At 60.7% G+C, this 21,963-nt stretch carries 20 protein-coding genes and 1 pseudogene; 7 read left to right on the forward strand and 14 right to left on the reverse strand.

The window, feature by feature from the left end:
* Positions 1-176: 176 nt before the first annotated feature.
* The 3 genes from RHIBUN_RS0101455 to RHIBUN_RS0101465 all read left to right on the forward strand — a co-directional run bounded on the left by RHIBUN_RS0101455 (position 177) and on the right by RHIBUN_RS0101465 (position 4,575).
* Positions 177-2,837 carry a DNA translocase FtsK gene (locus RHIBUN_RS0101455; protein ID WP_025658122.1) on the forward strand — a complete coding sequence of 887 codons (2,661 nt, stop codon included), beginning with the start codon at positions 177-179 and terminating at the stop codon, positions 2,835-2,837.
* Positions 2,838-2,973: 136 nt separating this feature from the next.
* A complete protein-coding gene (locus RHIBUN_RS0101460; protein WP_025658123.1) occupies positions 2,974-3,645 on the forward strand; it encodes an outer membrane lipoprotein carrier protein LolA in 672 nt (223 codons plus the stop codon).
* A 126-nt stretch (positions 3,646-3,771) separates the two neighbouring features.
* Entirely contained in the window at positions 3,772-4,575 is an 804-nt protein-coding gene (locus RHIBUN_RS0101465) for an exodeoxyribonuclease III (protein ID WP_025658124.1), read from the forward strand.
* A 4-nt stretch (positions 4,576-4,579) separates the two neighbouring features.
* Here RHIBUN_RS0101465 and RHIBUN_RS0101470 read toward each other — a convergent pair whose 3' ends face one another.
* Both RHIBUN_RS0101470 and RHIBUN_RS0101475 read right to left on the reverse strand, forming a co-directional pair.
* Positions 4,580-5,035 (reverse strand): cyclic nucleotide-binding domain-containing protein, encoded by a 456-nt coding sequence (locus RHIBUN_RS0101470; protein ID WP_018855835.1) that lies wholly within the window; start codon positions 5,033-5,035, stop codon positions 4,580-4,582.
* 1 nt (position 5,036) lies between these two features.
* Positions 5,037-5,720 carry a response regulator transcription factor gene (locus RHIBUN_RS0101475; RefSeq protein WP_018855834.1) on the reverse strand — a complete coding sequence of 228 codons (684 nt, stop codon included), beginning with the start codon at positions 5,718-5,720 and terminating at the stop codon, positions 5,037-5,039.
* Between the two features lie 170 nt (positions 5,721-5,890).
* Between RHIBUN_RS0101475 and RHIBUN_RS33005 the strand changes: the two are divergent.
* Both RHIBUN_RS33005 and RHIBUN_RS0101485 read left to right on the forward strand, forming a co-directional pair.
* Positions 5,891-6,411, forward strand: a pseudogene (locus tag RHIBUN_RS33005) (L,D-transpeptidase family protein).
* A 138-nt stretch (positions 6,412-6,549) separates the two neighbouring features.
* Complete coding sequence (locus tag RHIBUN_RS0101485; RefSeq protein WP_025658125.1) at positions 6,550-7,380, forward strand: aldo/keto reductase; 831 nt, start codon at positions 6,550-6,552, stop codon at positions 7,378-7,380.
* Positions 7,381-7,436: 56 nt separating this feature from the next.
* Here RHIBUN_RS0101485 and RHIBUN_RS0101490 read toward each other — a convergent pair whose 3' ends face one another.
* The 6 genes from RHIBUN_RS0101490 to rplS form a co-directional block, all read right to left on the reverse strand.
* Positions 7,437-7,973 (reverse strand): histidine phosphatase family protein, encoded by a 537-nt coding sequence (locus tag RHIBUN_RS0101490; RefSeq protein ID WP_025658126.1) that lies wholly within the window; start codon positions 7,971-7,973, stop codon positions 7,437-7,439.
* Between the two features lie 112 nt (positions 7,974-8,085).
* Positions 8,086-9,495: a 3-isopropylmalate dehydratase large subunit gene (leuC, locus tag RHIBUN_RS0101495; protein ID WP_025658127.1), complete on the reverse strand. Its 1,410-nt coding sequence runs from the start codon at positions 9,493-9,495 to the stop codon at positions 8,086-8,088.
* A 245-nt stretch (positions 9,496-9,740) separates the two neighbouring features.
* Complete coding sequence (locus RHIBUN_RS0101505) at positions 9,741-10,562, reverse strand: amino acid ABC transporter permease (RefSeq protein ID WP_025658128.1); 822 nt, start codon at positions 10,560-10,562, stop codon at positions 9,741-9,743.
* Positions 10,563-10,584: 22 nt separating this feature from the next.
* A complete protein-coding gene (locus RHIBUN_RS0101510) occupies positions 10,585-11,382 on the reverse strand; it encodes a transporter substrate-binding domain-containing protein (protein WP_025658129.1) in 798 nt (265 codons plus the stop codon).
* A 154-nt stretch (positions 11,383-11,536) separates the two neighbouring features.
* Positions 11,537-12,406 carry an aldo/keto reductase family oxidoreductase gene (locus RHIBUN_RS0101515; RefSeq protein ID WP_025658130.1) on the reverse strand — a complete coding sequence of 290 codons (870 nt, stop codon included), beginning with the start codon at positions 12,404-12,406 and terminating at the stop codon, positions 11,537-11,539.
* A gap of 203 nt (positions 12,407-12,609) precedes the next feature.
* Positions 12,610-13,146, reverse strand: a complete 537-nt coding sequence (rplS, locus tag RHIBUN_RS0101520) for a 50S ribosomal protein L19 (protein ID WP_018855826.1) — start codon at positions 13,144-13,146, stop codon at positions 12,610-12,612.
* Between the two features lie 345 nt (positions 13,147-13,491).
* On the opposite strand from rplS, the gene RHIBUN_RS0101525 reads away from it, so the two are divergent.
* Entirely contained in the window at positions 13,492-14,946 is a 1,455-nt protein-coding gene (locus RHIBUN_RS0101525; RefSeq protein ID WP_025658131.1) for an NCS1 family nucleobase:cation symporter-1, read from the forward strand.
* A gap of 39 nt (positions 14,947-14,985) precedes the next feature.
* Here the strand turns inward: RHIBUN_RS0101525 and trmD are convergent, their stop codons facing one another.
* The 5 genes from trmD to ffh form a co-directional block, all read right to left on the reverse strand.
* Positions 14,986-15,666: a tRNA (guanosine(37)-N1)-methyltransferase TrmD gene (trmD, locus tag RHIBUN_RS0101530; RefSeq protein ID WP_025658132.1), complete on the reverse strand. Its 681-nt coding sequence runs from the start codon at positions 15,664-15,666 to the stop codon at positions 14,986-14,988.
* Between the two features lie 8 nt (positions 15,667-15,674).
* Positions 15,675-16,244: a ribosome maturation factor RimM gene (rimM, locus tag RHIBUN_RS0101535; protein ID WP_025658133.1), complete on the reverse strand. Its 570-nt coding sequence runs from the start codon at positions 16,242-16,244 to the stop codon at positions 15,675-15,677.
* A 117-nt stretch (positions 16,245-16,361) separates the two neighbouring features.
* Entirely contained in the window at positions 16,362-16,730 is a 369-nt protein-coding gene (rpsP, locus tag RHIBUN_RS0101540; RefSeq protein WP_016556657.1) for a 30S ribosomal protein S16, read from the reverse strand.
* Positions 16,731-16,779: 49 nt separating this feature from the next.
* Entirely contained in the window at positions 16,780-17,100 is a 321-nt protein-coding gene (locus tag RHIBUN_RS0101545; protein WP_016556656.1) for a chorismate mutase, read from the reverse strand.
* 16 nt (positions 17,101-17,116) lie between these two features.
* A complete protein-coding gene (gene ffh, locus RHIBUN_RS0101550) occupies positions 17,117-18,685 on the reverse strand; it encodes a signal recognition particle protein (protein WP_025658134.1) in 1,569 nt (522 codons plus the stop codon).
* A gap of 303 nt (positions 18,686-18,988) precedes the next feature.
* Here ffh and RHIBUN_RS0101555 point away from each other — a divergent pair, with 303 nt between their 5' ends.
* Positions 18,989-19,993 carry an MBL fold metallo-hydrolase gene (locus RHIBUN_RS0101555; protein WP_025658135.1) on the forward strand — a complete coding sequence of 335 codons (1,005 nt, stop codon included), beginning with the start codon at positions 18,989-18,991 and terminating at the stop codon, positions 19,991-19,993.
* Here the strand turns inward: RHIBUN_RS0101555 and RHIBUN_RS0101560 are convergent, their stop codons facing one another.
* Positions 19,994-21,946 (reverse strand): elongation factor G, encoded by a 1,953-nt coding sequence (locus RHIBUN_RS0101560; protein ID WP_025658136.1) that lies wholly within the window; start codon positions 21,944-21,946, stop codon positions 19,994-19,996.
* Positions 21,947-21,963: the final 17 nt, after the last annotated feature.

Below are 21,963 nucleotides of genomic sequence, written 5' to 3' on the forward strand. Positions count from 1 at the left end.
AGTAGACCGCTCTTGGCCCGGACCTCCATAGGTTCGGGCTTTTTTATTTTCCGCTGCAAGATGTGGGGGCGGCATGGTTAATACCGCTTTAACTGTCCTCTGATTAGGTGGGGCGAAGGTACTGAGCGCAGACGCTTGGCGATTCGAACGCTCTCACGCATTGGACGGGTACACACATGGCAAGAAGCACATCGCCAGCAATGGATGGCCGGCCGGACCGTTTTTCCCTCTCGGGTTTCATGTTCCGGCAGGCGCAGACCCTTTTTGGCTTCGCCATCTTCCTGCTGCTCGCATTGGCGGTCGCAGCGCTCGCGACCTGGAACGTCGCGGACCCGAGCTATTCCTATGCGACCGGAAACCAACCGACGAACATCCTGGGTTATGGCGGCGCCGCGTTCGCCGACATCGCCATGCAATTCTTTGGCCTGGCCAGCGTCGTGGCGCTTCTGCCGGTTGTCGCTTGGGCTCTCGCTCTGATCTCAGGCAGGCGTTTCAGCCGCATTCCCGCGCGCGCCGCAGCCTGGGCCTTGGGTTCCGTGCTCTCCTCCGCCGTTATTGGCTGCTTCCCGCCACCGCTCACCTGGCCGATCCCGAATGGCATCGGCGGCGTTATCGGCGACATGATCCTGCGGTTTCCTGCCTTGTTCGTCGGTGCCTATCCGACGGGCGCTTTTGCGACTGCCGTCGGTTGCGTATTCGCTGTCCCGACCGTCTGGATGATGCTGTTTGCTGCCGGCATCGTCGGTCGCAGCGAGGACGATGAAGAGGAAGCCGAGGAAGCCTACGCAAGCACTCGCTCCAAGCTGCGCTCGGTCGGCGACGAAGATGAAGATGACGATGAAGGCGGCTGGCTTGCCTTCGGTGCGCTGACGCACGCCTGGTACATGAGCCAGGCCCGAATACGCCGGCTGCTCGGCATGGGTCCGCGCAAGCGCCGGCAGGATGATTTCGAGTCGCCGTACGACTTCAACGACGACGAGTTTGGCAAGCTGCACGAGCCGGTTCGCGCCAAGGCGCCGGCCGGGCGTGGCGATCGCATGGAGCCATCAATGGAGCCGCGCGCTGCCTCGCAGCGCCGCGTTGTTTCTACTCCGTCCGTTTCGCTTGATGATGATGACGATGACGACGATCTGCCTTTCGACGACATGCCGCCGCGGCCGGCCGATATCCTGCCCGATGACGATGACTGGATGATGCGCGCGCCGGCCAAGGCGACCGGGCGCGCGGAACCGCGCGTCGTGCAGCCTCCGGCGCGGCCGAAACCTGGTGCGCGTCTCGAACGGGAGCAGCAGGGGTCGTTCATTCGTCCTGAAGGCTTCCAGCTTCCGTCGATGCACCTGCTCGCGGAACCGAAGAATGTCGTGCGAGATTCGACACTATCTGCCGACGCGCTGGAACAGAATGCGCGCATGCTCGAGGGCGTGCTCGAGGATTTCGGCGTCAAGGGCGAGATCATCCACGTTCGCCCCGGTCCGGTCGTCACGCTTTACGAACTGGAACCTGCGCCGGGCATCAAGTCGTCCCGCGTTATCGGCCTTGCCGACGATATTGCCCGTTCGATGAGCGCGATCGCTGCCCGCGTCGCCGTCGTGCCGGGTCGCAACGCGATCGGCATCGAACTGCCGAACTCCACGCGGGAAACCGTCTATCTGCGTGAACTCATCGCTTCCCGCGACTTCGAGGGCTCCAAGGCCAAGCTTGCCATGGCACTCGGCAAGACGATCGGCGGCGAGGCCGTGATTGCTGATCTGGCGAAGATGCCGCACTTGCTGGTTGCCGGTACGACCGGTTCCGGTAAGTCGGTCGCCATCAACACCATGATCCTGTCACTGCTCTACCGCATGACGCCGGAGCAGTGCCGCCTGATCATGATCGATCCGAAGATGCTCGAATTGTCCGTCTACGACGGCATTCCGCACCTTCTCTCGCCTGTGGTGACGGATCCGAAGAAGGCAGTCGTTGCGCTCAAGTGGACCGTCCGCGAGATGGAAGAGCGGTACAAGAAGATGTCGAAGATCGGCGTCCGCAATATCGACGGCTTCAACAGCCGCGTCGAGCAGGCGCTTGCCAAGGGCGAGGTGATCTCGCGCACTGTCCAGACCGGTTTCGACCGCCATACCGGCGAAGCGATGTACGAGACGGAAGAATTCGACCTGCAGCCCATGCCTTACATCGTCGTCATTATCGACGAGATGGCCGACCTGATGATGGTCGCCGGCAAGGATATCGAAGGTGCGGTGCAGCGCCTGGCGCAGATGGCACGCGCGGCCGGCATCCACGTCATCATGGCGACCCAGCGTCCGTCCGTCGATGTCATCACGGGCACGATCAAGGCAAACTTCCCGACGCGCATCTCCTTCCAGGTGACGTCGAAGATCGACAGCCGCACCATCCTCGGAGAGCAGGGCGCCGAGCAGCTGCTCGGCATGGGTGACATGCTCTATATGGCCGGCGGCGGGCGCATTCAGCGCGTCCATGGTCCGTTCGTTGCCGACATGGAAGTGGAGGAGATTGTCTCCTATCTGAAGACTCAGGGCTCGCCGCAATATCTCGACGCCATCACCGCCGATGACGACGAAGATGGCGACTACGGCGGCGGTCCGGCAGGGACGTCCAATCTCTCCGATTCCGACGATCCGTACGACCAGGCTGTCGCCATCGTTCTGCGTGACGGAAAGGCGTCAACGTCGTATATTCAGCGTAGACTTGGCATTGGATACAATCGCGCCGCATCACTGATCGAGCGGATGGAGCAGGAAGGCATCATCGGTCCCGCCAACCATGCTGGAAAACGCGAGATCCTGGTTCCGACCGAAGACGATATTCTGGACCGTTGAGGTCGACAGCGATCGAAATGACGCCGGGATCACGGAAACCTGATCGCGCTGAAACCGTTAGTTTATGCAGGTCTGCGAACTACGCCATGAAGGCGCCGCGTTTCCGCAGCATTCGAATTGCATAAAGGAGACATAGATGAACAACTCCGATTCCATCTTGGATCGCATCTCGCTGAGCCGGCGCCATCTTCTCGGCTCGCTGGCCGCCGCTGCGGCGTCTGCGATTCCGATTGCTGCCTATGCGCAAGCGGCATCCGCTGCTTCAGGTGCCAGCACCGCGCAGGCGATCGCGGATCACTTTTCGAGCGTCGCTACGATGCAGGGCGAATTCGTTCAATTCGGCCCGCGTGGCGAGCAGACCGGCGGAAAGTTCTACATTCAGCGCCCCGGCAAACTGCGCTTCAACTATGACAATCCGTCACCGATCCGTGTCATCGCGGACGGCAAGAACGTCGCTGTTGGAAATATGAAGCTCAAGACGTGGGATCTCTACCCATTGTCGAAGACGCCGCTCAGCCTGCTGCTGGCGCAACGGATCGATCTCTCGGCCGGCTCGGTGAAGAGCGTGAAGCAGGAATCCGACCTGACGACGATCGCCCTTGGCAACAACACGATCTTCGGTAACTCGACAATTACGATGATGTTCGACCCGAAGACCTACGATCTCCGCCAGTGGACGATTACCGACAATCAGGGCAAAGACACTTCGGTGATGGTGTTCAACGTCAAGACTGGCGTCCAGTTCGACGACAAGGTGTTCAGGGTACCGTACGAGGTAATCCCGGGAACGGCCGCTTACCGAGATTGATTTCAGCTGTTTTATGAGAAGAACGCCTCGCGATCTCGCGGGGCGTTTTTCTTTGCGCGCATCCGTTCCATCGGCAAAGCCTTTGCTCTAAAGCCAGTTCGTCCGGTTTTGAAAGGCAACGATGGAATGAGCTTCTCGGTTACGACGTGGAATATCAACTCTCTGCGGCTGCGCATGCCGATCGTCGAGCAATTCGTCCTCAAACATAAGCCAGACATCCTTTGCTTCCAGGAAACGAAGGTTCCGAACGACTTGTTTCCTGCCTCGCCATTGCGCGCGATGGGCTACGAACACATCATCATCCATGGTCAGAAGGGCTATCATGGTGTTGCCATCGCATCGCGCGTTCCGTTGGTCGAGTACCACCGGCAGGACTATTGCAACGTCGGCGACGCGCGGCACATCTCGGCCATCTTCGAGCGCGGTAGCCGGCGTATTCGGCTGCATAACTTCTACGTGCCGGCCGGAGGCGACGAACCGGATCGGGAGATCAATCCGAAGTTCGGCCACAAGCTCGACTTCATCGAGGAAATGAAGCAGCTCAAGGCAAATGGTGAGGCGAATACATCATCAATCCTTGTCGGCGACCTCAACATCGCTCCGCTTGAGCATGACGTCTGGTCCCACAAGCAGTTGCTGAAGATCGTCAGCCACACGCCGGTGGAGACAGAGGGCCTTCTCGAGGTGATGCAGCGCGGCGCCTGGCTCGACCTTATGCGGCAGCACGTGCCTGAGAACGAAAAGCTCTATACCTGGTGGAGCTATCGCGCCAAGGACTGGGAAGCGGCCGATCGCGGCCGTCGCCTTGACCACATCTGGAGCTCAAAGGATCTTGGGCCACACCTGCAGCGCATCGACATCCTGAAGGAAGCGCGCGGCTGGGAGCGGCCGTCCGACCACGTGCCTGTCACGGCGCACTTCAATCTCTGATCTGTCAGATAAAGCGGTGAAGCTGGGCCGCGGCTCGGGCCGCAAGCTCGGCAATATTGTCGCGGATGCGGCTTTCGATCAGCCGGGCTGCATCCGGATACTCCTCGATCAACCGATGGAAGAGCGAGCGTGTGATGCGGATGATGCTCGTGTCTTCCGTTGCAACGGCCGTAAACTTGCGTTCGACCAAGGTGATCAGGGCAAGTTCGGATAGAAGCGTGCCGGGTCCGACGGTGTTCTGGATCTCGGGCTGACCGTCGCGACCGGTGCGGCTGAGTTCGACATTGCCGCTGAGGATCACATAAGCGCTTTCTGCCGGCGAGCCCTCGCGGAAGAGCATCTGGCCGGCCGACATGACGCGGCGATCCGCACCAAAGGCGATCAGACGCAGCTGATCCTCGGACATGCCGTGGAACAGCGGCAGCTGCGACAGTAGCCTGATGTCGTCGTTTAGGGCCATGCTACGGTATGATCTTGTAGCCGCCGTTTTCCGTTACCAGAATCTCGGCGTTGGAGGGATCGCGTTCGATCTTCTGGCGGAGACGGTAAACGTGGGTTTCCAGGGTGTGTGTCGTCACCCCCGAATTGTAACCCCACACCTCTTCCAGCAGCACGTCACGGGTGACGACCTTTTGCTCCGCGCGATAGAGGTAGCGAATGATCGCGGCTTCCTTTTCGGTCAGACGGATCTTCTGCCCGCTGTCCATCGTCAGGAGCTTCTGGCTCGGCTTGAAGACGTAGGGGCCGACATTGAAGGTGGCGTCCTCGCTCTGCTCGTGCTGCCGCAGCTGCACGCGGATGCGGGCAAGCAGGACGGCAAAGCGGAAGGGCTTCGCGATGTAGTCGTTGGCGCCAGCCTCCAAGCCCAGGATCGTATCCGAGTCCGTGTCATGGCCGGTCAGCATGATGATCGGGGCTTTCAAGCCGCCCTTGCGCAGCAGCTTCACGGCTTCGCGGCCGTCCATGTCAGGCAGGCCCACATCCATGATCAACAGGTCGATCGGCGTTGATCGCGCGCGCTCGACACCCTTGGCCGCTGTCGTTTCCTGGAGGACCGTGAATTCGTCATAGAGCGAAAGCTGCTCCGTGAGTGTCTCGCGGAGGTCGTCATCATCATCCACCAAGAGAATGGTGCGTGCGGTCATGCGGCTCTTTCCCTCGCCTACGGTCCCTCACTCCTACGCCAATTTTCCGGCATTGGCAAAGATCGGGTGACCGAGCTGTTGTCGTATACGATGCTATGTGATTTCAATCACAAACCTAGCAATCGCAAACACATGTGAGAAAAATGGAGAAAACAAGGCGTCCGACGCGGATAAAGTCGACGACCCTCCTCGTTCGTCCTGCGCCCGGCAAAAAAGCAGGGCTTTGATCCAGTTCGGCGCCCTCAGGGTGCCTGCAGCGATCGGTCGTTCAGGCCGAACGGTTCTCAAGCGCGAGGGAGATGGCGCCACCCCTATCGCCTCGATGAAGCTGCTTTCCGGCTTCCGCCGCGGCGACCGGCCCACACATCTGGAGACGCCGCTTGCAATTCGCCGCATCCGTGAGGATATGCTCTGGTGCGACCAGCCGGACGACGCCAATTACAATCGCCTGGTCCGGGCGCCCTTCGGCCGCAGCCATGAGGAGATGAAGCGCAAGGACGGCCTCTACGACATCTGCCTCGTGCTCGACTGGAACGTCACGGCTCGGGCGCGCAATCGGGGCTCCGCGATTTTCTTCCATCTGATCAGGCCGGGTTACGAGCCGACCGCCGGCTGCGTCGCCGTTCATCCGCGCGATATGCAGCGTCTTCTGCCCTTCATGCGCAGAGACACTGTCGTTCGTGTTCTTTGACGCTCGGGGGTGATAAACCAGTCCCGCTTACCTATATGCCCTTTCGACCGGCGCACGGCTGAAATGCGCGCAGGGAAATCCGCAAGAAGCGGATTCAATCATGCCTCGTCCAATTCTTCAAAATTACGGAGACATATTGTGGCACAGCAACCCATCATCACTTTCCATGACGGACATTCCATTCCCCAGGTCGGTCTCGGCGTGTGGCAGACGCCCCAGGAGATTGCGGCACCGACGGTGCGCACGGCCATTGCCGCCGGCTATCGCCACATCGACACGGCGTCCGGCTACGACAACGAGGAAGGCGTCGGCGAGGGCATCCGCTCGTCCGGCCTCGATCGCAAGGACATTTTCGTCACCACCAAGCTCCGCAACACCGACCAGGGCTACGACGCGACCATGCGCGCCTTCGAAGGCAGCCTGAGGAAGCTCGGTACTGATTATGTCGATCTCTACCTCATCCACTGGCCGTCGCCGCAGCGTGCGCTCTATCGCGAAACCTGGAAGGCCTTCGTGAAGATCCGGGAAGAGGGCCGCGCTCGTTCGATCGGCGTTTCCAACTTCTATCCCGACCATCTCGAACAGATCATCGGCGATACAGGTGTCGTCCCTGTCATCAACCAGATCGAGCTGCATCCGGATTTCCAGCAGCGGGCGGCGCAGGAAGCGCACAAGAAGCTGAACATTGCCACCGAATCCTGGAGCCCGCTCGGTCAGGGCAAGTTGATCGCCGATGCGACGATTGGCGAGATCGCCAGGAAGCACGGAAAGACACCCGCGCAGGTCATCATCCGTTGGCACATCGACGGCGGTCTCGTCGTCATTCCGAAGTCGGTGACGCCGTCGCGCATTGAGGAGAATTTCAAGGTCTTCGATTTCAAGCTGGATGCAGCCGACATGGCGGCGATTGCCAAGCTTGACGACAAGAGCGCCCGCATGGGGCCGGATCCGTACACGGCCAATTTCTGATCTGAACTTTGCGCTCCCTCCTCTCTATGCGGGGAGGAGGGAGACGCAGTTTTCGCTCAGGCGAGCGAACGCGGCGTGACGAACCGCTCCAGTGTGCCGCTCTTTGGCTTTAGCCCTTTCCAGCGATCCACATCGAACTCGATGACGGCAAGTGCGGCTGTCGGGAATTTCTCCCTGATGCCAACACATGCCTCCGGGTCGCCTGCACCGATCAGGCCATCCGCAAGATCCTGAAAACCGGGATTGTGTCCGATCAGCATGAGGGTCCGGACCGATGGATCGATCGACTGTACGACGGCAGCGATCTTCGCCGCAGAGGCTTCGTACAAGTCCTCCGAATCCTGCTTTGCGATCGAGGGCGGCAGCTTTTTGGCGACGAGTTTCCAGGTCTGCTGCGTGCGGCGCGCGGACGATACAAGCACGAGATCGGGAATAAGCTTTTCACGCGCGAGGTAGCGGCCCATCAATGGCGCTGTCTTTTCTCCACGGCCGGCCAGCGGGCGGTCGTGGTCGGCCACGTCCTCCGGCCATGCGGATTTGGCGTGACGAAGAAGAAGCAGGCGTCGTTTGGTGGAGGGTTTTGCGGCGCTCATATGCTCACCTGAAAGGAGCCAAGGGGTCGAACGCGGCTATTGTCGCACCGAATACGTCCGGTGTCTGCCGAGATAGCCTCCCCCTCGTTTCCGAAAGGGGAGGCCCTTATGCTTAGTTCCACTCGCGGATATCGACGAAGTGGCCGGCGATCGCCGCTGCGGCGGCCATCGCTGGAGACACCAGGTGCGTACGACCCTTGAAGCCCTGGCGGCCTTCGAAGTTGCGGTTCGAGGTCGAGGCGCAACGTTCGCCGGGCTTCAGGCGGTCGTCGTTCATGGCGAGGCACATGGAGCAGCCGGGCTCGCGCCAGTCAAAACCGGCTGCCTTGAAGATCTTGTCGAGGCCTTCCTTCTCCGCTTGCTCCTTCACGAGGCCGGAGCCCGGAACGATCATGGCGTTGACGGTCGAGGCAACGGTCTTGCCCTCGACGACCTTGGCAACAGCGCGCAGGTCTTCGATGCGGCCGTTCGTGCAGGAGCCGATGAAGACGCGGTCGATGTTGATCTCGGTGATCGGGGTGCCGGGCTTCAGGCCCATGTAATCAAGCGCACGCCACTTGGAAGCGCGCTTCGTCTCTTCCGGGATTTCATCAGGGTTCGGAACGACGCCCTGAACGGAAATGACGTCCTCCGGCGAAGAGCCCCAGGATACGATCGGCGGCAGTTCGGCGGCGTTGAGCTTCACGACGCGGTCGAAATGCGCGCCTTCGTCCGACTTCAGGGTCTTCCAGTAAGCGATTGCCTGTTCCAGCGCCTCGCCCTTCGGCGCGCGCGGCTTGCCCTTGATGTAGTCGAAGGTGGTTTCATCGGGTGCGATCAGGCCGGCGCGGGCGCCGCCTTCGATCGACATGTTGCAGATGGTCATGCGGCCTTCCATCGACAGCGCGCGAATGGCTTCGCCGGCGTATTCGATGACGTAGCCGGTGCCGCCTGCGGTGCCGATTTCACCGATGATGGCGAGAACGATATCCTTGGCGGTGACGCCAGCCGGCAGGACGCCGTCGACCTGCACCAGCATGTTCTTCGCCTTCTTCTGGATCAGCGTCTGGGTGGCGAGCACGTGCTCGACCTCAGACGTGCCGATGCCATGGGCGAGCGAGCCGAAGGCGCCATGCGTCGAGGTGTGGCTGTCGCCGCAGACAATCGTCATGCCGGGCAGGGTGAAGCCCTGTTCCGGTCCGATGATGTGGACGATGCCCTGGCGCTTGTCGTTTTCCGAGTAGTACTCGACATTGAATTCGGCGGCGTTGATGGCGAGTTGCTCGACCTGGATACGGCTCTCTTCGTTCTTGATGCCGAGATGGCGATCAGGCGACGTCGGGACGTTGTGGTCGACCACAGCCAGCGTCTTTTCCGGCGCGCGAACCTTGCGGCCAGTCATGCGCAGGCCTTCGAAGGCCTGCGGCGAGGTGACTTCGTGGACCAGGTGGCGGTCGATGTAGAGAAGACAGGTGCCGTCGTCCTGCTGATCGACCAGGTGGTCGTCCCAGATCTTGTCGTAAAGGGTACGCGGTGCGCTCATGGCGGTAGGTCCGTTCTTGGATGCGTATGGAAAAATGGAGTTGGTGGCGGTGAGGCCCGCCGGGCCGTCATTCGATCAACGAAGTCGGCTGTTGAGGGCACCGGAAACGGCCGCAAAGAAACGTGCCGGCAGGCGGTAGTGATCCTGCAGCACGAAAATATGCGCCCCAATGCAACTGAACTTGGATTCCATGCGCTGTCACATACCAATTTTTCGCGACGGCGGCAATTCGAATCATTCGGCCGCTAACGCCGGTCTTTCCCGCGCATCCGTTTCTCGACCTGCCTCAGTGCAAGCGACAAACCGATTGTCAGGATGAGGTAGATATAGGTGACGATCGAATAGGTTTCAAAGAAGCGAAACGAGCCGGAGGCATAGATCTTGCCCATCTGGGTGATGTCGGACACGCCGAGCACCGACACCAGCGACGAGTCCTTGACCATCGCCACGAAATCGTTCGACAGCGGCGGGAAGATCACCCTGATCGCCTGCGGGAAGACCACAAAGCGGAAGCGGTGATAGCGCGACAGGCCGAGCGCCTTGGCGGCTTCGATCTGGCCGTGATCGACCGACTGGATCCCGGCACGGAAGACTTCCGCGATGAAGGAGGAGTAGCCGATCATCAGCGCGATGATGGCCCGCCACATCAGCGAGAAGTCGCGCACCATCACAGGCTCGCTGAGGCCGGCCTGGATCAGCGGACTGGTCAGGAAATTGAAGGCGGCGACGATGCCGGGCGCGCCGACGAAGGCGACATAGAACAGCAGCACCAGCATCGGCACGCCGCGGATGACTTCGACATAGAAGCGTGAGATCTGGCGGAGCGCGACACTGTCGGACAATCCGAGCAACGCGACGCCGAGGCCGAGAAGGGTCGCCAGCGCAAAGCCCACCAGCGTCACGAAGATGGTAACGCCGACGCCATTGAAGACGGTGCGGAAGACCTGCGCATAGATGTCGTTGGCGATGATGACGACGGCAAGGACGATGCCGATCGCGACAAGGGCGACCAGCCACCAGGGGTAGTCGCCCTTAACATGCCCGCCAGGGGCTGGTTGCGGAGCCATCACGCGTTAACCGAAGACGGGATCATTCGCCCATCTTGTAGTCGAGGAACCACTTCTTGTTCAGCGCGTCGAAGGTGCCGTCGGCCTTCAGGCTTGCGATTGCGGCATTGACCGGGGCGACGAGATCGGAGCCCTTCGGAAAGATGAAACCAAAATCCTCGGTGCCGAGCGGACCGCCGATGACCTTCAGGCCGCCGTTCGAGGCGTCGACATAACCCTTGGCAGCGACGCTGTCGGTCAGCACCACGTCGACGTCGCCGGCCTTGAGCGCCTGGACGGTGGCGCCGAAGGTTTCGAAGAGCTTGACGCGCGGGTTTTGCTCGTTGCCATCAAGGATTTCGTAGACGGCGGTGTAGAAAGGCGAGGTGCCCGGCTGCGCGCCGACGAGGCCGTCATTGAAGGCGCCGAAGGTCTTGGCGTCGGTGAAGCGGCTTTCGTCGCCGCGCACCAGCATGAACTGCTGCGAGCGCATGTAGGGATCGGAGAAGTCGACCTTGGCCTTCCGGTCATCCTTGATGGTGATGCCGGTCATGCCGATGTTGTACTGGTTGTCGGAGACAGCCTGGATCATCGCGTCCCAGCTGGTGTTCTGATACTCGACCTTGAAGTTCAGCCGCTTGGCGATCTCGTTCATCGCATCATATTCCCAGCCGATCGCCTTGCCCGACTTCGGATCGACGAACTGTAGCGGCGGATAGGCGTTCTCGGTGACGACGACGACCGTCTTGCCCTTGAGATCGGGAAGGTCGGCGGCCAACGTCGCCAGCGGCGACAGGATGAGAGCAGTCAGTCCTGCAAGGACGGTGCGGCGGAACGGCATTAAATATCTCCCCGAAATATAGTCCGCGAAACCTGTCATAGTTGCGAAGCGGATGGCAAGAGAATTGCCGTATGTCGCCATTCAAAAACAGAAAAGGCGGTCCAAAGACCGCCCTTCCATGCAAAGATTTTTGCGGGACAGATTGCAAATGTCGTCAGCGAGACGCGATACCATCCAGTTTCTCAATGGCTTCGGTGGGCAAGGTGATATCGGCGACCGCGAGGTTCTCCTTGAGGTGGAGGCGTGACGAGGTGCCGGGTATGAGCAAGATATTCGGCGCGCGCTGCAGAAGCCACGCAAGAGCAACCTGCATCGGTGTTGCGTCAAGCTCCGCAGCGACATCCGACAGCGTGGACGATTGCAATGGTGAGAAGCCCCCGAGCGGAAAGAAAGGCACATAGGCTGTCTCTTCCGCAGCGAGCTGTTCGATCAGGGTATCGTCCCCGCGATACGCAAGATTGTACTGGTTTTGAATGCAAACGATCTCGGTGATCTTTCTGCCATCCGCGATTTGCTTGGCAGTGACATTGGAGAGGCCAACGTGTCTGATGAGGCCCTGCCGCTGAAGATCGGCGAGGACGGTGAGGGGCTCTTCCAGAGATCCTTCCGCTGGGCCATGAACGTCAAACATGGCCCGCAGATTGACCACATCGATCACCTCGAGGCTGAGATTCGTGAGGTTGTCGTGAATCGCCTGCGTCAGCGCTTCTTTCGAGAAGGCCGGATTCCAAGACGCGTCTGGCCCACGCGTTGCTCCGATCTTCGTGACGATCACAAGATCATCCCGATAAGGATACAGCGCCTCCCTGATGATCTGGTTGGTGATGTGCGGGCCATAAAAGTCGCTGGTGTCGATGTGGTTGACTCCGCTTTCGACCGCTTCGCGCAACACAGCGATCGCCTCGGCGCGATCCTTCGGTGGTCCGAAGACGCCCTTGCCAGCAAGTTGCATGGCCCCGTAGCCAAGCCGCGCCACCGTGTGGTCGCCGAGTGCGAATGTGCCCGATTCTTCGAGATTGGACATGATCTGCTCCGTTTAAAGACAGGGCAGAAATAGGTCAGACCGGCTTCTGCAATAACAGCATGCATTCCGCACGGGCTGTTCGGAATTTCGGACAATGGCGCTGGGCGCGGCTATTCGATCCGACCTGCCAGCGGCGCGCTATTGCGAGCAACAAAAAAGGCGACCCGAAGGCCGCCTTTCCCACAACCCCTGAGGATTGAAACTTATTCTGCTGCCGGCTCAGCCGCTGCGGCAGCTTCTGCTGCTGCCTTGGCTTCTGCAGCTTCCTGTGCTGCCTTTTCGGCTGCGAGCGCCTGAGCTGCTGCAACCTTTTCGGCTTCCAGGCGTGCCTTTTCCTCGGCAACGGCCTGACGCTCGGCGTCGTTGAGCTTGCGAGCGCGGGTGCCGGTGTTCTCGACGATACGAGCCGACTTGCCGCGACGATCACGCAGGTAGTAGAGCTTCGCGCGACGGACCTTACCGCGGCGAACGACTTCTACGCTTTCGATAGCAGGGGAGCAGACCGGGAATACGCGCTCGACGCCTTCGCCGTAGGAGATCTTGCGAACCGTGAAGTTCTCCTGCAGACCGCCGCCAGAGCGAGCGATGCAAACGCCTTCGTAGGCCTGTACGCGGGTACGGTTGCCTTCCTTGACGCGGACGTTGACGCGAACGGTGTCGCCCGGGGAGAATTCCGGAAGCGTGCGCTGGGCTTCGATCTTGGCGACCTGTTCGGCCTCAAGCTGCTGAATGATATTCATGACTCAACCTCTTTGTTGGTTCAACAGCCAGAGCGCTCTGAACGATCTATCCTTGGTCGAGCCGCAGATATTTGCCGGTGAGGGCAGGAGCGAATTCGTCTGTTTTTCTTTACGTGGTTGATGGGAGTTTTCCCATTCCGGGCGTGCGCATACCGCATTGCGCAGGCTTTGTCACCCCTTTGGCCCGGAAATTTCGCCGTGCCGACCGCCAAACTGGGCTTTTGCCAGTGCTGCACGATATCAAGCCTGTGACTCATTTGATTAAATATTTGTCAAATGCACAACAGGAGAGCAGATTCTCATTTGGGTCAAATTGTTGATCCGAGGAGTTTTGGAGGGGAATGAATGACAATAAGTAATCCGTCGTCCTCGCTCTATAATGAGGACTTGGCGCCCGCTCAGGAGAGGAAGTGGGGCGCCTTCAGTATTTTCAATGTGTGGACCTCGGACGTTCACAGCCTCTGGGGTTATTATCTCGCAGCGAGTCTTTTCCTGCTGTGCGGCAGCTTTATCAACTTCGTGATTGCGATCGGCTTCGGCTCGCTCGTCATCTTCTTCCTCATGAGTCTCGTCGGCAACGCCGGCGTCAAGACGGGTGTGCCGTTCCCGGTTCTTGCCCGCGCCTCGTTCGGTACGTTCGGGGCCAATGCGCCGGCGCTCGTGCGCGCCGTCGTCGCCTGCTTTTGGTACGGCGCGCAAACGGCGGCGGCATCCGGCGCGATCGTGGCTCTTCTCATCCGCAACGAGAACATGCTTGCCTTCCATCAGAATAGCCACATGCTTGGTCATTCCACGCTTGAGGTCATCTGCTACGTCGTCGTTTGGTCCCTGCAGCTCCTGATCATCCAGCGTGGCATGGAGACCGTGCGCAGGTTTCAGGACATGGCCGGGCCCGCTGTCTGGATCATGATGCTTGTCCTGGCGGTTTACCTTGTCGTCAAGGCCGGCACCTTCTCCTTCGGCAGCGAGATCCCACGCGACGTTCTGCTCGAGAGGACGAAGGAAGTCGGCATCGCCGGCGAGCCTGGCTCGTTCGCGGCTCTTGCCGCGGTTGCCGCGACATGGATCACCTACTTTGCGGCTCTCTACCTAAATTTCTGCGATTTCTCGCGCTACACCAAGGACACCAAGACCTTGCGCAAGGGCAATCTCTGGGGTCTGCCGATCAACCTGCTCGCCTTCTGCCTCGTCGCGGGCGTGACAACCACGGCTGCATTCACCGTCTACGGCGAAGTACTGCTGCATCCGGAGGCGATCTCCGCGAAGTTCGACAACTGGTTCCTGGCACTGCTTGCGGCACTGACTTTCGCCGTTGCAACGCTCGGCATCAACGTGGTCGCCAACTTCGTCTCGCCGGCCTTCGATTTCTCGAATGTCTTCCCGCGCCAGATCAGCTTCAAGCGGGGCGGTTGGATTGCGGCCCTGATTGCGCTGGTGCTCTATCCGTTCGCGCCGTGGGAAACGGGTGCCGCGCACTTCGTCAACTTCATCGGTTCGACGATGGGCCCGATCTTCGGGATCATGATGGTCGACTACTATCTGATCCGGAAGGGTGAGCTGAACGTCGCGGATCTTTATCAGGAGAATGGCGAGTTCCGCTTCCAGAATGGCTGGCACACGAATGCCTTCATCGCCTTCGTGGTCGGCTCGCTGTTCTCATCGATCCTGCCGACGTTCACGTCGATCTTGCCGGAATGGTGGGGGACCTATGGCTGGTTCTTCGGCGTCGGCATCGGCGGCGTTGTCTACTACGCATTGCGCGCGAGCGCACGCGGCTCTGCGGTGGGCGCTACCAACTGACACCCGAAATTCGAATGCCCGGCTTTGGCCGGGCATTTTTCATTCTTCCAGCAGATCCGGGCGTCGTTCCCGGGTCAGCTGCAACGCCTGCTCGCGGCGCCATTTCTCGATCGCGCCGTGATTGCCCGATGTGAGGATCGCCGGAATCTCGCGGCCCTCCCATACTTGTGGGCGCGTGTAGTGCGGATGCTCGAGCAGACCGCCTTCGAAGCTCTCGTGCAGTCCGGAAAGATCATTGCCCATGACGCCAGGCAGGATGCGGACGATCGCATCCAGTATGGTGAGTGCAGCCGGTTCGCCGCCCGACAGCACGTAGTCGCCGATCGAGACCTCTTCCAGCTCGCGCGCATCGATGACGCGCTGATCGACGCCCTCAAAGCGACCGCAAACGATGATGACGCCATCGCCGGAAGCAAGCTCGCGTACGCGTTCCTGCGTCAGCGGTTTTCCGCGCGGGCTCATCAGCAGCCGGGGGCGGCTGTCGTTCTCGGAAGTGCTGTCGATGGCGCGGGCGAGAACATCGGGCTTGAGCACCATGCCCGCGCCGCCGCCAGCGGGCGTATCATCGACAGTGCGGTGTTTGTCGGTGGCAAAGTCGCGGATCTGCAGGGTATCGAGCGACCATTGGCCACGCTCCATCGCCTTCCCGGCGAGGGAGTAGCCGAGATGGCCCGGAAACATTTCCGGATAGAGGGTCAGCACGGTCGCGCGAAACGCCATCGACGGCCTCACTTCTTCTTTTTCGGCTTGTCGGGCGTGAAGTTCGGTGCGTCATCCTCACTATCGACGAGGCCAGCGGCGAGCGGATCGATGGTGATCCTGCCGCTTTCAAGGTCGATGTCGAGAACCGAGGCTTCAGAGAAGGGGATCAATACCGGGCGCTTGCCGGGACCCTTGAGCTCCAGCAGATCGCCGGCGCCGAAGTCGAAAACGCCGGTCACGGTGCCATAGCTGACGCCCTGGTCGTCGAGCGCTTCCAGACCCTCGAGATCGGCGTAGAAGAATTCGTCTTCTTCCAGCTCCTCGTCCGGCAGGTTGTCGCGCTCGATGTAGAGCTCCAGTCCGTTCAGCGCCTCGGCGGCATTGCGGTCGTTGATGCCGCGGAATCGGACGACGACGACGTTCTTCATTTCCCGGATATCGAGAATCTCGAAGGTGCGGCCATCAAGGCTGTGCAGGTTGCCGTAGTCGCCGAGCGCGGTCGGATCGGTGGTATAGGCCTTAGCGCGTACTTCGCCGCGCAGGCCTTGGGCGCCACCGATCGTTGCCATCAGAACCGGATTTTCAAGCTTTGGCATGACGTCCTTCACATGAAGCCGCAAATCTGGGCTTCTCTTAAACGAAGTGCAGCGGAATGGAAACGAAAACGGGCGGCATGTCGCCATGCCGCCCGTTCGATAAGGGAAGGTTCCCGATTATTCTGCGGAAGCAGCAGCTTCAGCAGCGTCGGCGGCCTTCTGAGCCTTTTCAGCAGCGCGCTCCTGAGCCTTCTTGCCCGGCTTTGCCTTTTCCGGGTTGCTCTTGGCATCGCGCTTTGCGAGGCCGGCTTCGTTGAGGAAGCGCAGAACGCGATCGGTCGGCTGTGCGCCCTGATCGAGCCAGTGCTTGATGCGGTCGTTGTTCAGCGTGATGCGAGCGCCGTTGTCCTTGGCGAGCATCGGGTTCCAGGAACCGAGGTTCTCGAGGAAGCGGCCATCGCGCGGCGAACGGGCGTCGGCGAGAACGATGTGGTAGTACGGGCGCTTCTTGGAACCACCGCGTGCGAGACGAATTTTCAGTGCCATTTTCTTTACTCCTTGGACTTTTCTGGACCGCCTGATCCGGCGGTATGGTTCATTTTGCTGCGGCGCCGTTTTCGGCGTGGTCTGCAGCGATCTGCTCATGATGCCGGATGACTTCCTTGATGATGAAGTTCAGGAACTTCTCGGCGAAATCCGGATCCAGATTGGCATCCTTCGCCAGATGGCGGAGACGTTCGATCTGGTATTCTTCGCGCGCCGGATCGGCCGGCGGCAACTTGTACTTGGCCTTGAGAACGCCGACCTCTTTGGTGCAGCGGAAGCGTTCGGCCAGGATATGGACCAGCGCGGCGTCGATGTTGTCGATCGACTGGCGATAGTTCGAAAGTTGGGCTTTGATTTCAGGATCAATCATTGTCTACGCGACCCCTTCACTTCTTCTTGGGCAGGCCGGGAAGGCCTGGGAAACCACCGCCGAGACCCGGCAGCTTGGCGCCGCCCAGACCCGGCAAACCACCACCGCCGAGGCCGGGCAGCCCGCCGCCCGGCTTTCCTAGACCGGCAGCTTCAGCTTGCTTCTGGAGCGCTTCGAGCTGCTTGGGGTCGATATTCGAAAGATCGGGCATGCCACCGCCAAGGCCACCAAGGCCCATCTTGCCGGCAAGGCCACCCATCATCTGCTTCATCAGGCCGCCCTTACCCTTGCCGCCCATCATCTTCATCATGTCCGCCATCTGGCGATGCATCTTCAGAAGCTTGTTGATGTCGGCGGCATCGGTGCCAGAGCCGGCGGCGATGCGCTTCTTGCGGGAATGCTTGAGAATATCGGGGTTGGCGCGCTCGGCCTTGGTCATCGAGCCGATGATGGCGAGCTGACGGCCGAACAGGCTGTCGTTCAGACCGGCCGAGGCCATCTTGTCCTTCATCCCAGCCATGCCGGGCATCATGCTCATGATGCCGCCCATGCCACCCATCTTCTGCATCTGGCGCAGCTGGTCGGCGAGGTCGTTGAGATCGAACTTGCCCTTGGCCATCTTGGCGGCCATGGCAGCCGCCTTCTCGGCGTCGATGTTTTCAGCGGCGCGCTCGACGAGCGAAACGATATCGCCCATGCCGAGGATGCGGTCAGCAATACGGCGGGGATGGAACTCTTCGAGTTCGCCCATACGCTCGCCGACACCGATGAGCTTGATCGGCTTGCCTGTCACCGCGCGCATCGAAAGTGCTGCACCGCCACGGCCATCGCCGTCCATGCGGGTGAGCACGAGGCCGGTGATGCCGACGCGCTCGTCGAAGTTGCGCGCCAGGTTGACGGCGTCCTGACCGGTCAGCGAGTCCGCGACCAGCAGGATTTCATGCGGATTCGACTTCTTCTTGATGTCGGCCATTTCGACCATCAAGGGCTCGTCGATATGCGTGCGGCCGGCGGTGTCGAGGATGACGACGTCATGGCCACCGAGTTTCGCTGCCTGTACGGCGCGGGCGGCAATGTCGGTCGGCGACTGGCCAGCGATAACAGGAAGCGTGTCGACACCAGTCTGGACACCAAGCTGGCGCAGCTGCTCCTGGGCGGCCGGACGTCGCGTATCAAGCGACGCCATCAGCACCTTCTTCTTCTCGCGGTCGGTGAGCCGTTTGGCGATCTTCGCGGTCGTCGTCGTCTTACCGGAGCCCTGCAGACCGACCATCATGATGACGACGGGGGCGGCCGCATGCAGGTCGACGCCGACGCCTTCGCCGCCGAGCATCTCGATCAGCTCGTCATGGACGATCTTGACGACCATCTGGCCGGGCTTGATCGACTTCAGGATCTCGGCGCCGACGGCCTTTTCGCGGACGCGATCGGTAAAGGAGCGCACGACATCGAGCGCCACGTCAGCCTCCAGAAGCGCGCGGCGAACCTCGCGCAGCGCTGCGGAAACATCGCTTTCCGAAAGCGCGCCACGGCCTGTCAGTCCATTCAGAATGGATCCAAGACGGTCCTGGAGGTTCTCAAACATCGGCTCTTCCTTGTGATTTCCTGAAGACGGAAACCTTGTGCTTTTCCTTGACGAAAACAAGACGCATAGCCAAAAAGCACCCGAGGGCGCATCGCGCTGTCGGGTGTGGACCTCCGGGATCTCTTTATACCTCTACGGGTCCCGGTCGGTGGCTCGAGTCTTGAAGCTCGTCGCAGATTGAGCGGCGGTAAACAGGAAAACGGGCCGCGAGTCAAGGGAAGGCCGAGAAAAGACGGCGTTTCGACCTTTCAAAAGCGCGCGCCCGATCCCAGATCTGCTTTCCCTGCAACGGAATCGCTTTGTATGCCTACGGCCAAAAGACGCAATCCCTACTATCAAGGGCCTGTCTCCGATCACTTCGACGGCACGCATTTCTTCAATCCGGATGGTATCGAGCCTCTCGGTTTTCGAGATCTGATGCGATGGCAGTTTGGCGGCAACCGCGATCGCTGGCCGAAGTCGGTTCCGAGCCCCTTCGTACCGGCCAAGCCGGATGCGCGCGTTGATGGCGACGATCTGCGGGTAACCATGGTCGGCCACGCGACGATGCTGGTGCAGGTCGCGGGGCTCAATATCCTGACAGATCCCGTATGGTCCGATCGGGCCAGCCCCTTCGCCTTCGCCGGACCGAAGCGCGTCGTGGCACCCGGTATCGCGTTCGACGACCTGCCGCCGATCGACCTCGTTCTCGTTTCGCATAACCACTACGATCATCTCGATGTCGCGACGCTCAGGCGGCTGCAGGCGAGGCATCGGCCGCATGTCGTAACGCCGCTTGGCAACGATACGATCATTCGTCGCGCCGTTCCCACCATGCAGGTGACGGCGATGGATTGGGGCGAGCGCATCCCGCTTGCCGGCATCCGCATCGATGCCGAGCCGGTGCATCATTGGTCGGCACGCGGCACCGGGGATCGTCGCATGGCGCTCTGGGCCGCCTTCGTCCTGTCAACGACCGCCGGGAAGATCTACCATGTCGGGGATACGGGCTTTCATGGGGGCGTCAACTACAGGGCTGCCCAGCAGAAGCATGGTGCCTTTCGCCTCGCCGTCCTGCCTTTCGGAACCTATGAACCGCGCTGGTTCATGAAGGGCCAACATCAGAATCCTGATGAAGCGGTGATGGGAATGGAGCTTGCCAATGCTGCCTATGTGGCCGGCCATCACTTTGCGACGTTCCAGCTGACCGACGAGGCAATCGAGACGCCGGTCAAGGCGCTAAAGACAGCCTTGGCCGAGCGCGAAATACCGCAGGAGCGGTTCAGGCCGCTTAGAGCCGGCGAGGTATTCGACGTGCCAGCGGCATGATCAATGCGCGTGGGCTCCGGCACCATGCGCATTGATGATGGTGTCGGCCTCCTTGCCGTAGAGTTCTTCGAAATGATCGAAGGTCTTGGAGAAGTGGCCGATGCCCTGCGTTGCCGATCTGAGCGACCGGGCCAATTCATCAAGCACGCCGCCAGGCACGAGCGCTCGAAATATATCCCAGCCCTTCGCGTTCTCGTCCCGGTCGAAGCCGAGCACCTGTCCCTTGAGCGAGGAGACGAGCGTCACCATTCCGCCGGAATAGACCGAGGGGATATGGATCTCCACCCGCACCACAGGCTGCATGAGAACGGCGGAAGCTTGTGAAAGCGCTTGCTTGACGCCCATTTTCCCAGCGGTCCGGAAGGCGAAATCGGAGCTGTCAACCGAGTGATACTGGCCGTCGGTCAGCACGACGTCGACATCGACGACCTGGAAGCCGAGCGGACCTTTCTCCATGGCTTCGCGGGCGCCGGCTTCAACAGCTGGGATGTAGTTTCGGGGCACGGTCCCGCCCTTGACGCTTTCGCCGAAGGTGAAGCCCTGGCCGCGCTCGTTCGGCCTGACGCTGAGTTGCACGTCTGCGAACTGTCCGGCGCCGCCCGTTTGCTTGCGGTGCCGGTAGCGCACATCCGAAGGTTTGGAAATGGTTTCTCGGTAGACGGGGTTTGGTGCGCGTTCGGAAACTTCGACGCGGAAGACCTCCGACAGTGTTTTGCGGAGATCACGCAGATGGACCGGCCCCTGGGCGCAGATCAGCGCCGCGCCTGTGCCTTCCTCCTGCATCACCTTCAAGCCGCGATCGGTTTCCGCCAGTTTCGCCAGCGTCGCGGAAAGCTTGGTTTCGTCCCGTTCGCTGCCGGGAACGAGAATTCTTTCCAGCATCGGTGTCGGCGGTGTCGTCCAATCGGGTGGCTCGACGCTGGCTGTCTGCGTCAGCAGGGCAGTCGCTGGCAGATGGTCGGATTTTAGTGCGGCAAAGACGCTGCCAGCCTCCACGCTGCCGCTGATTGGCTTTCCGTTGCCGGCCTCCTGCAGCGGACCCAGCGTGGCGCCGCCCAAGGGAGCGCCCTGCTTCAAGCCGTCGGCGAGCGCCCGCACCAGCACCGTCTTGCCGACATTAGCCTTGTGGTAAGCGTGGAAACTCACGGCAGAAAGGGCCGCTTCTTCCACACTTCCTGCGAGCCTCGACCGCAGTGCCGCTGCCGGCGGCGCTTCGTGGCGAAGGGCCTTCATCAGGCGCATGATGCCGTTGCTGTGCGAGGCTGAGCCGAACAGCACGGGGATAACCCGGTTCTCCTTGAGAATGCGCGAAGAGATCGTAAACAGCGTATCGCTTGCCGGCTCCCGGTCTTCGATGAGCTCCTCGAGAAGCCAATCATCGAACTCCGAGAGCTGTTCCAGCATTTCGGCCCGCGCCTCGTGCTCCCGCTCGACGGCATCCTGCGGCAGCTCGATCAGCGCGGACGGCTGACCTTCCCGATAGCGCCAGGCGCGTTCGGAAATCAGGTCACAGCTGCCGACGATCCGGTCGCCTTCGCGGATGGGTACTTGCCGCAGGACAAGCGGATGGTTGGAATAGGTCTGAAGTGCGGCAATGACATCGCGCAACCGGCCGCGCGGCTCGTCCATCCTGTTGATGAAAATCAGGCAGGGCGTGCCGGAGGCCTCGATGGCGCGCAGATAGGGTGCTGCCAGCACGGCTTCATCAGGCGTCGGCGATATGCAGAGGATACAGGCGTCGCTGACGAGCAGGGCATCCTGCGCCAGGGCCAGTGCCTCATTTGCCCCGGGAGTGTCGATCGCACACCACGCTTCGTCCTTGAAGTCAAATTCCGTCAGGCTTGATCCATATGGAGAGGCTGACTTTCTGGGCGTTCCCTCGAGCGAGGCCAGCTTTGCGACGAGTGTCGTTTTTCCCGTCTGCGAGGGCCCAAGTACGGTGACGCAGCGCATCGGCGATCCTCCCTGCC

The organism is Rhizobium sp. IBUN (assembly GCF_000510625.1).
Classification (GTDB): domain Bacteria; phylum Pseudomonadota; class Alphaproteobacteria; order Rhizobiales; family Rhizobiaceae; genus Rhizobium; species Rhizobium altiplani.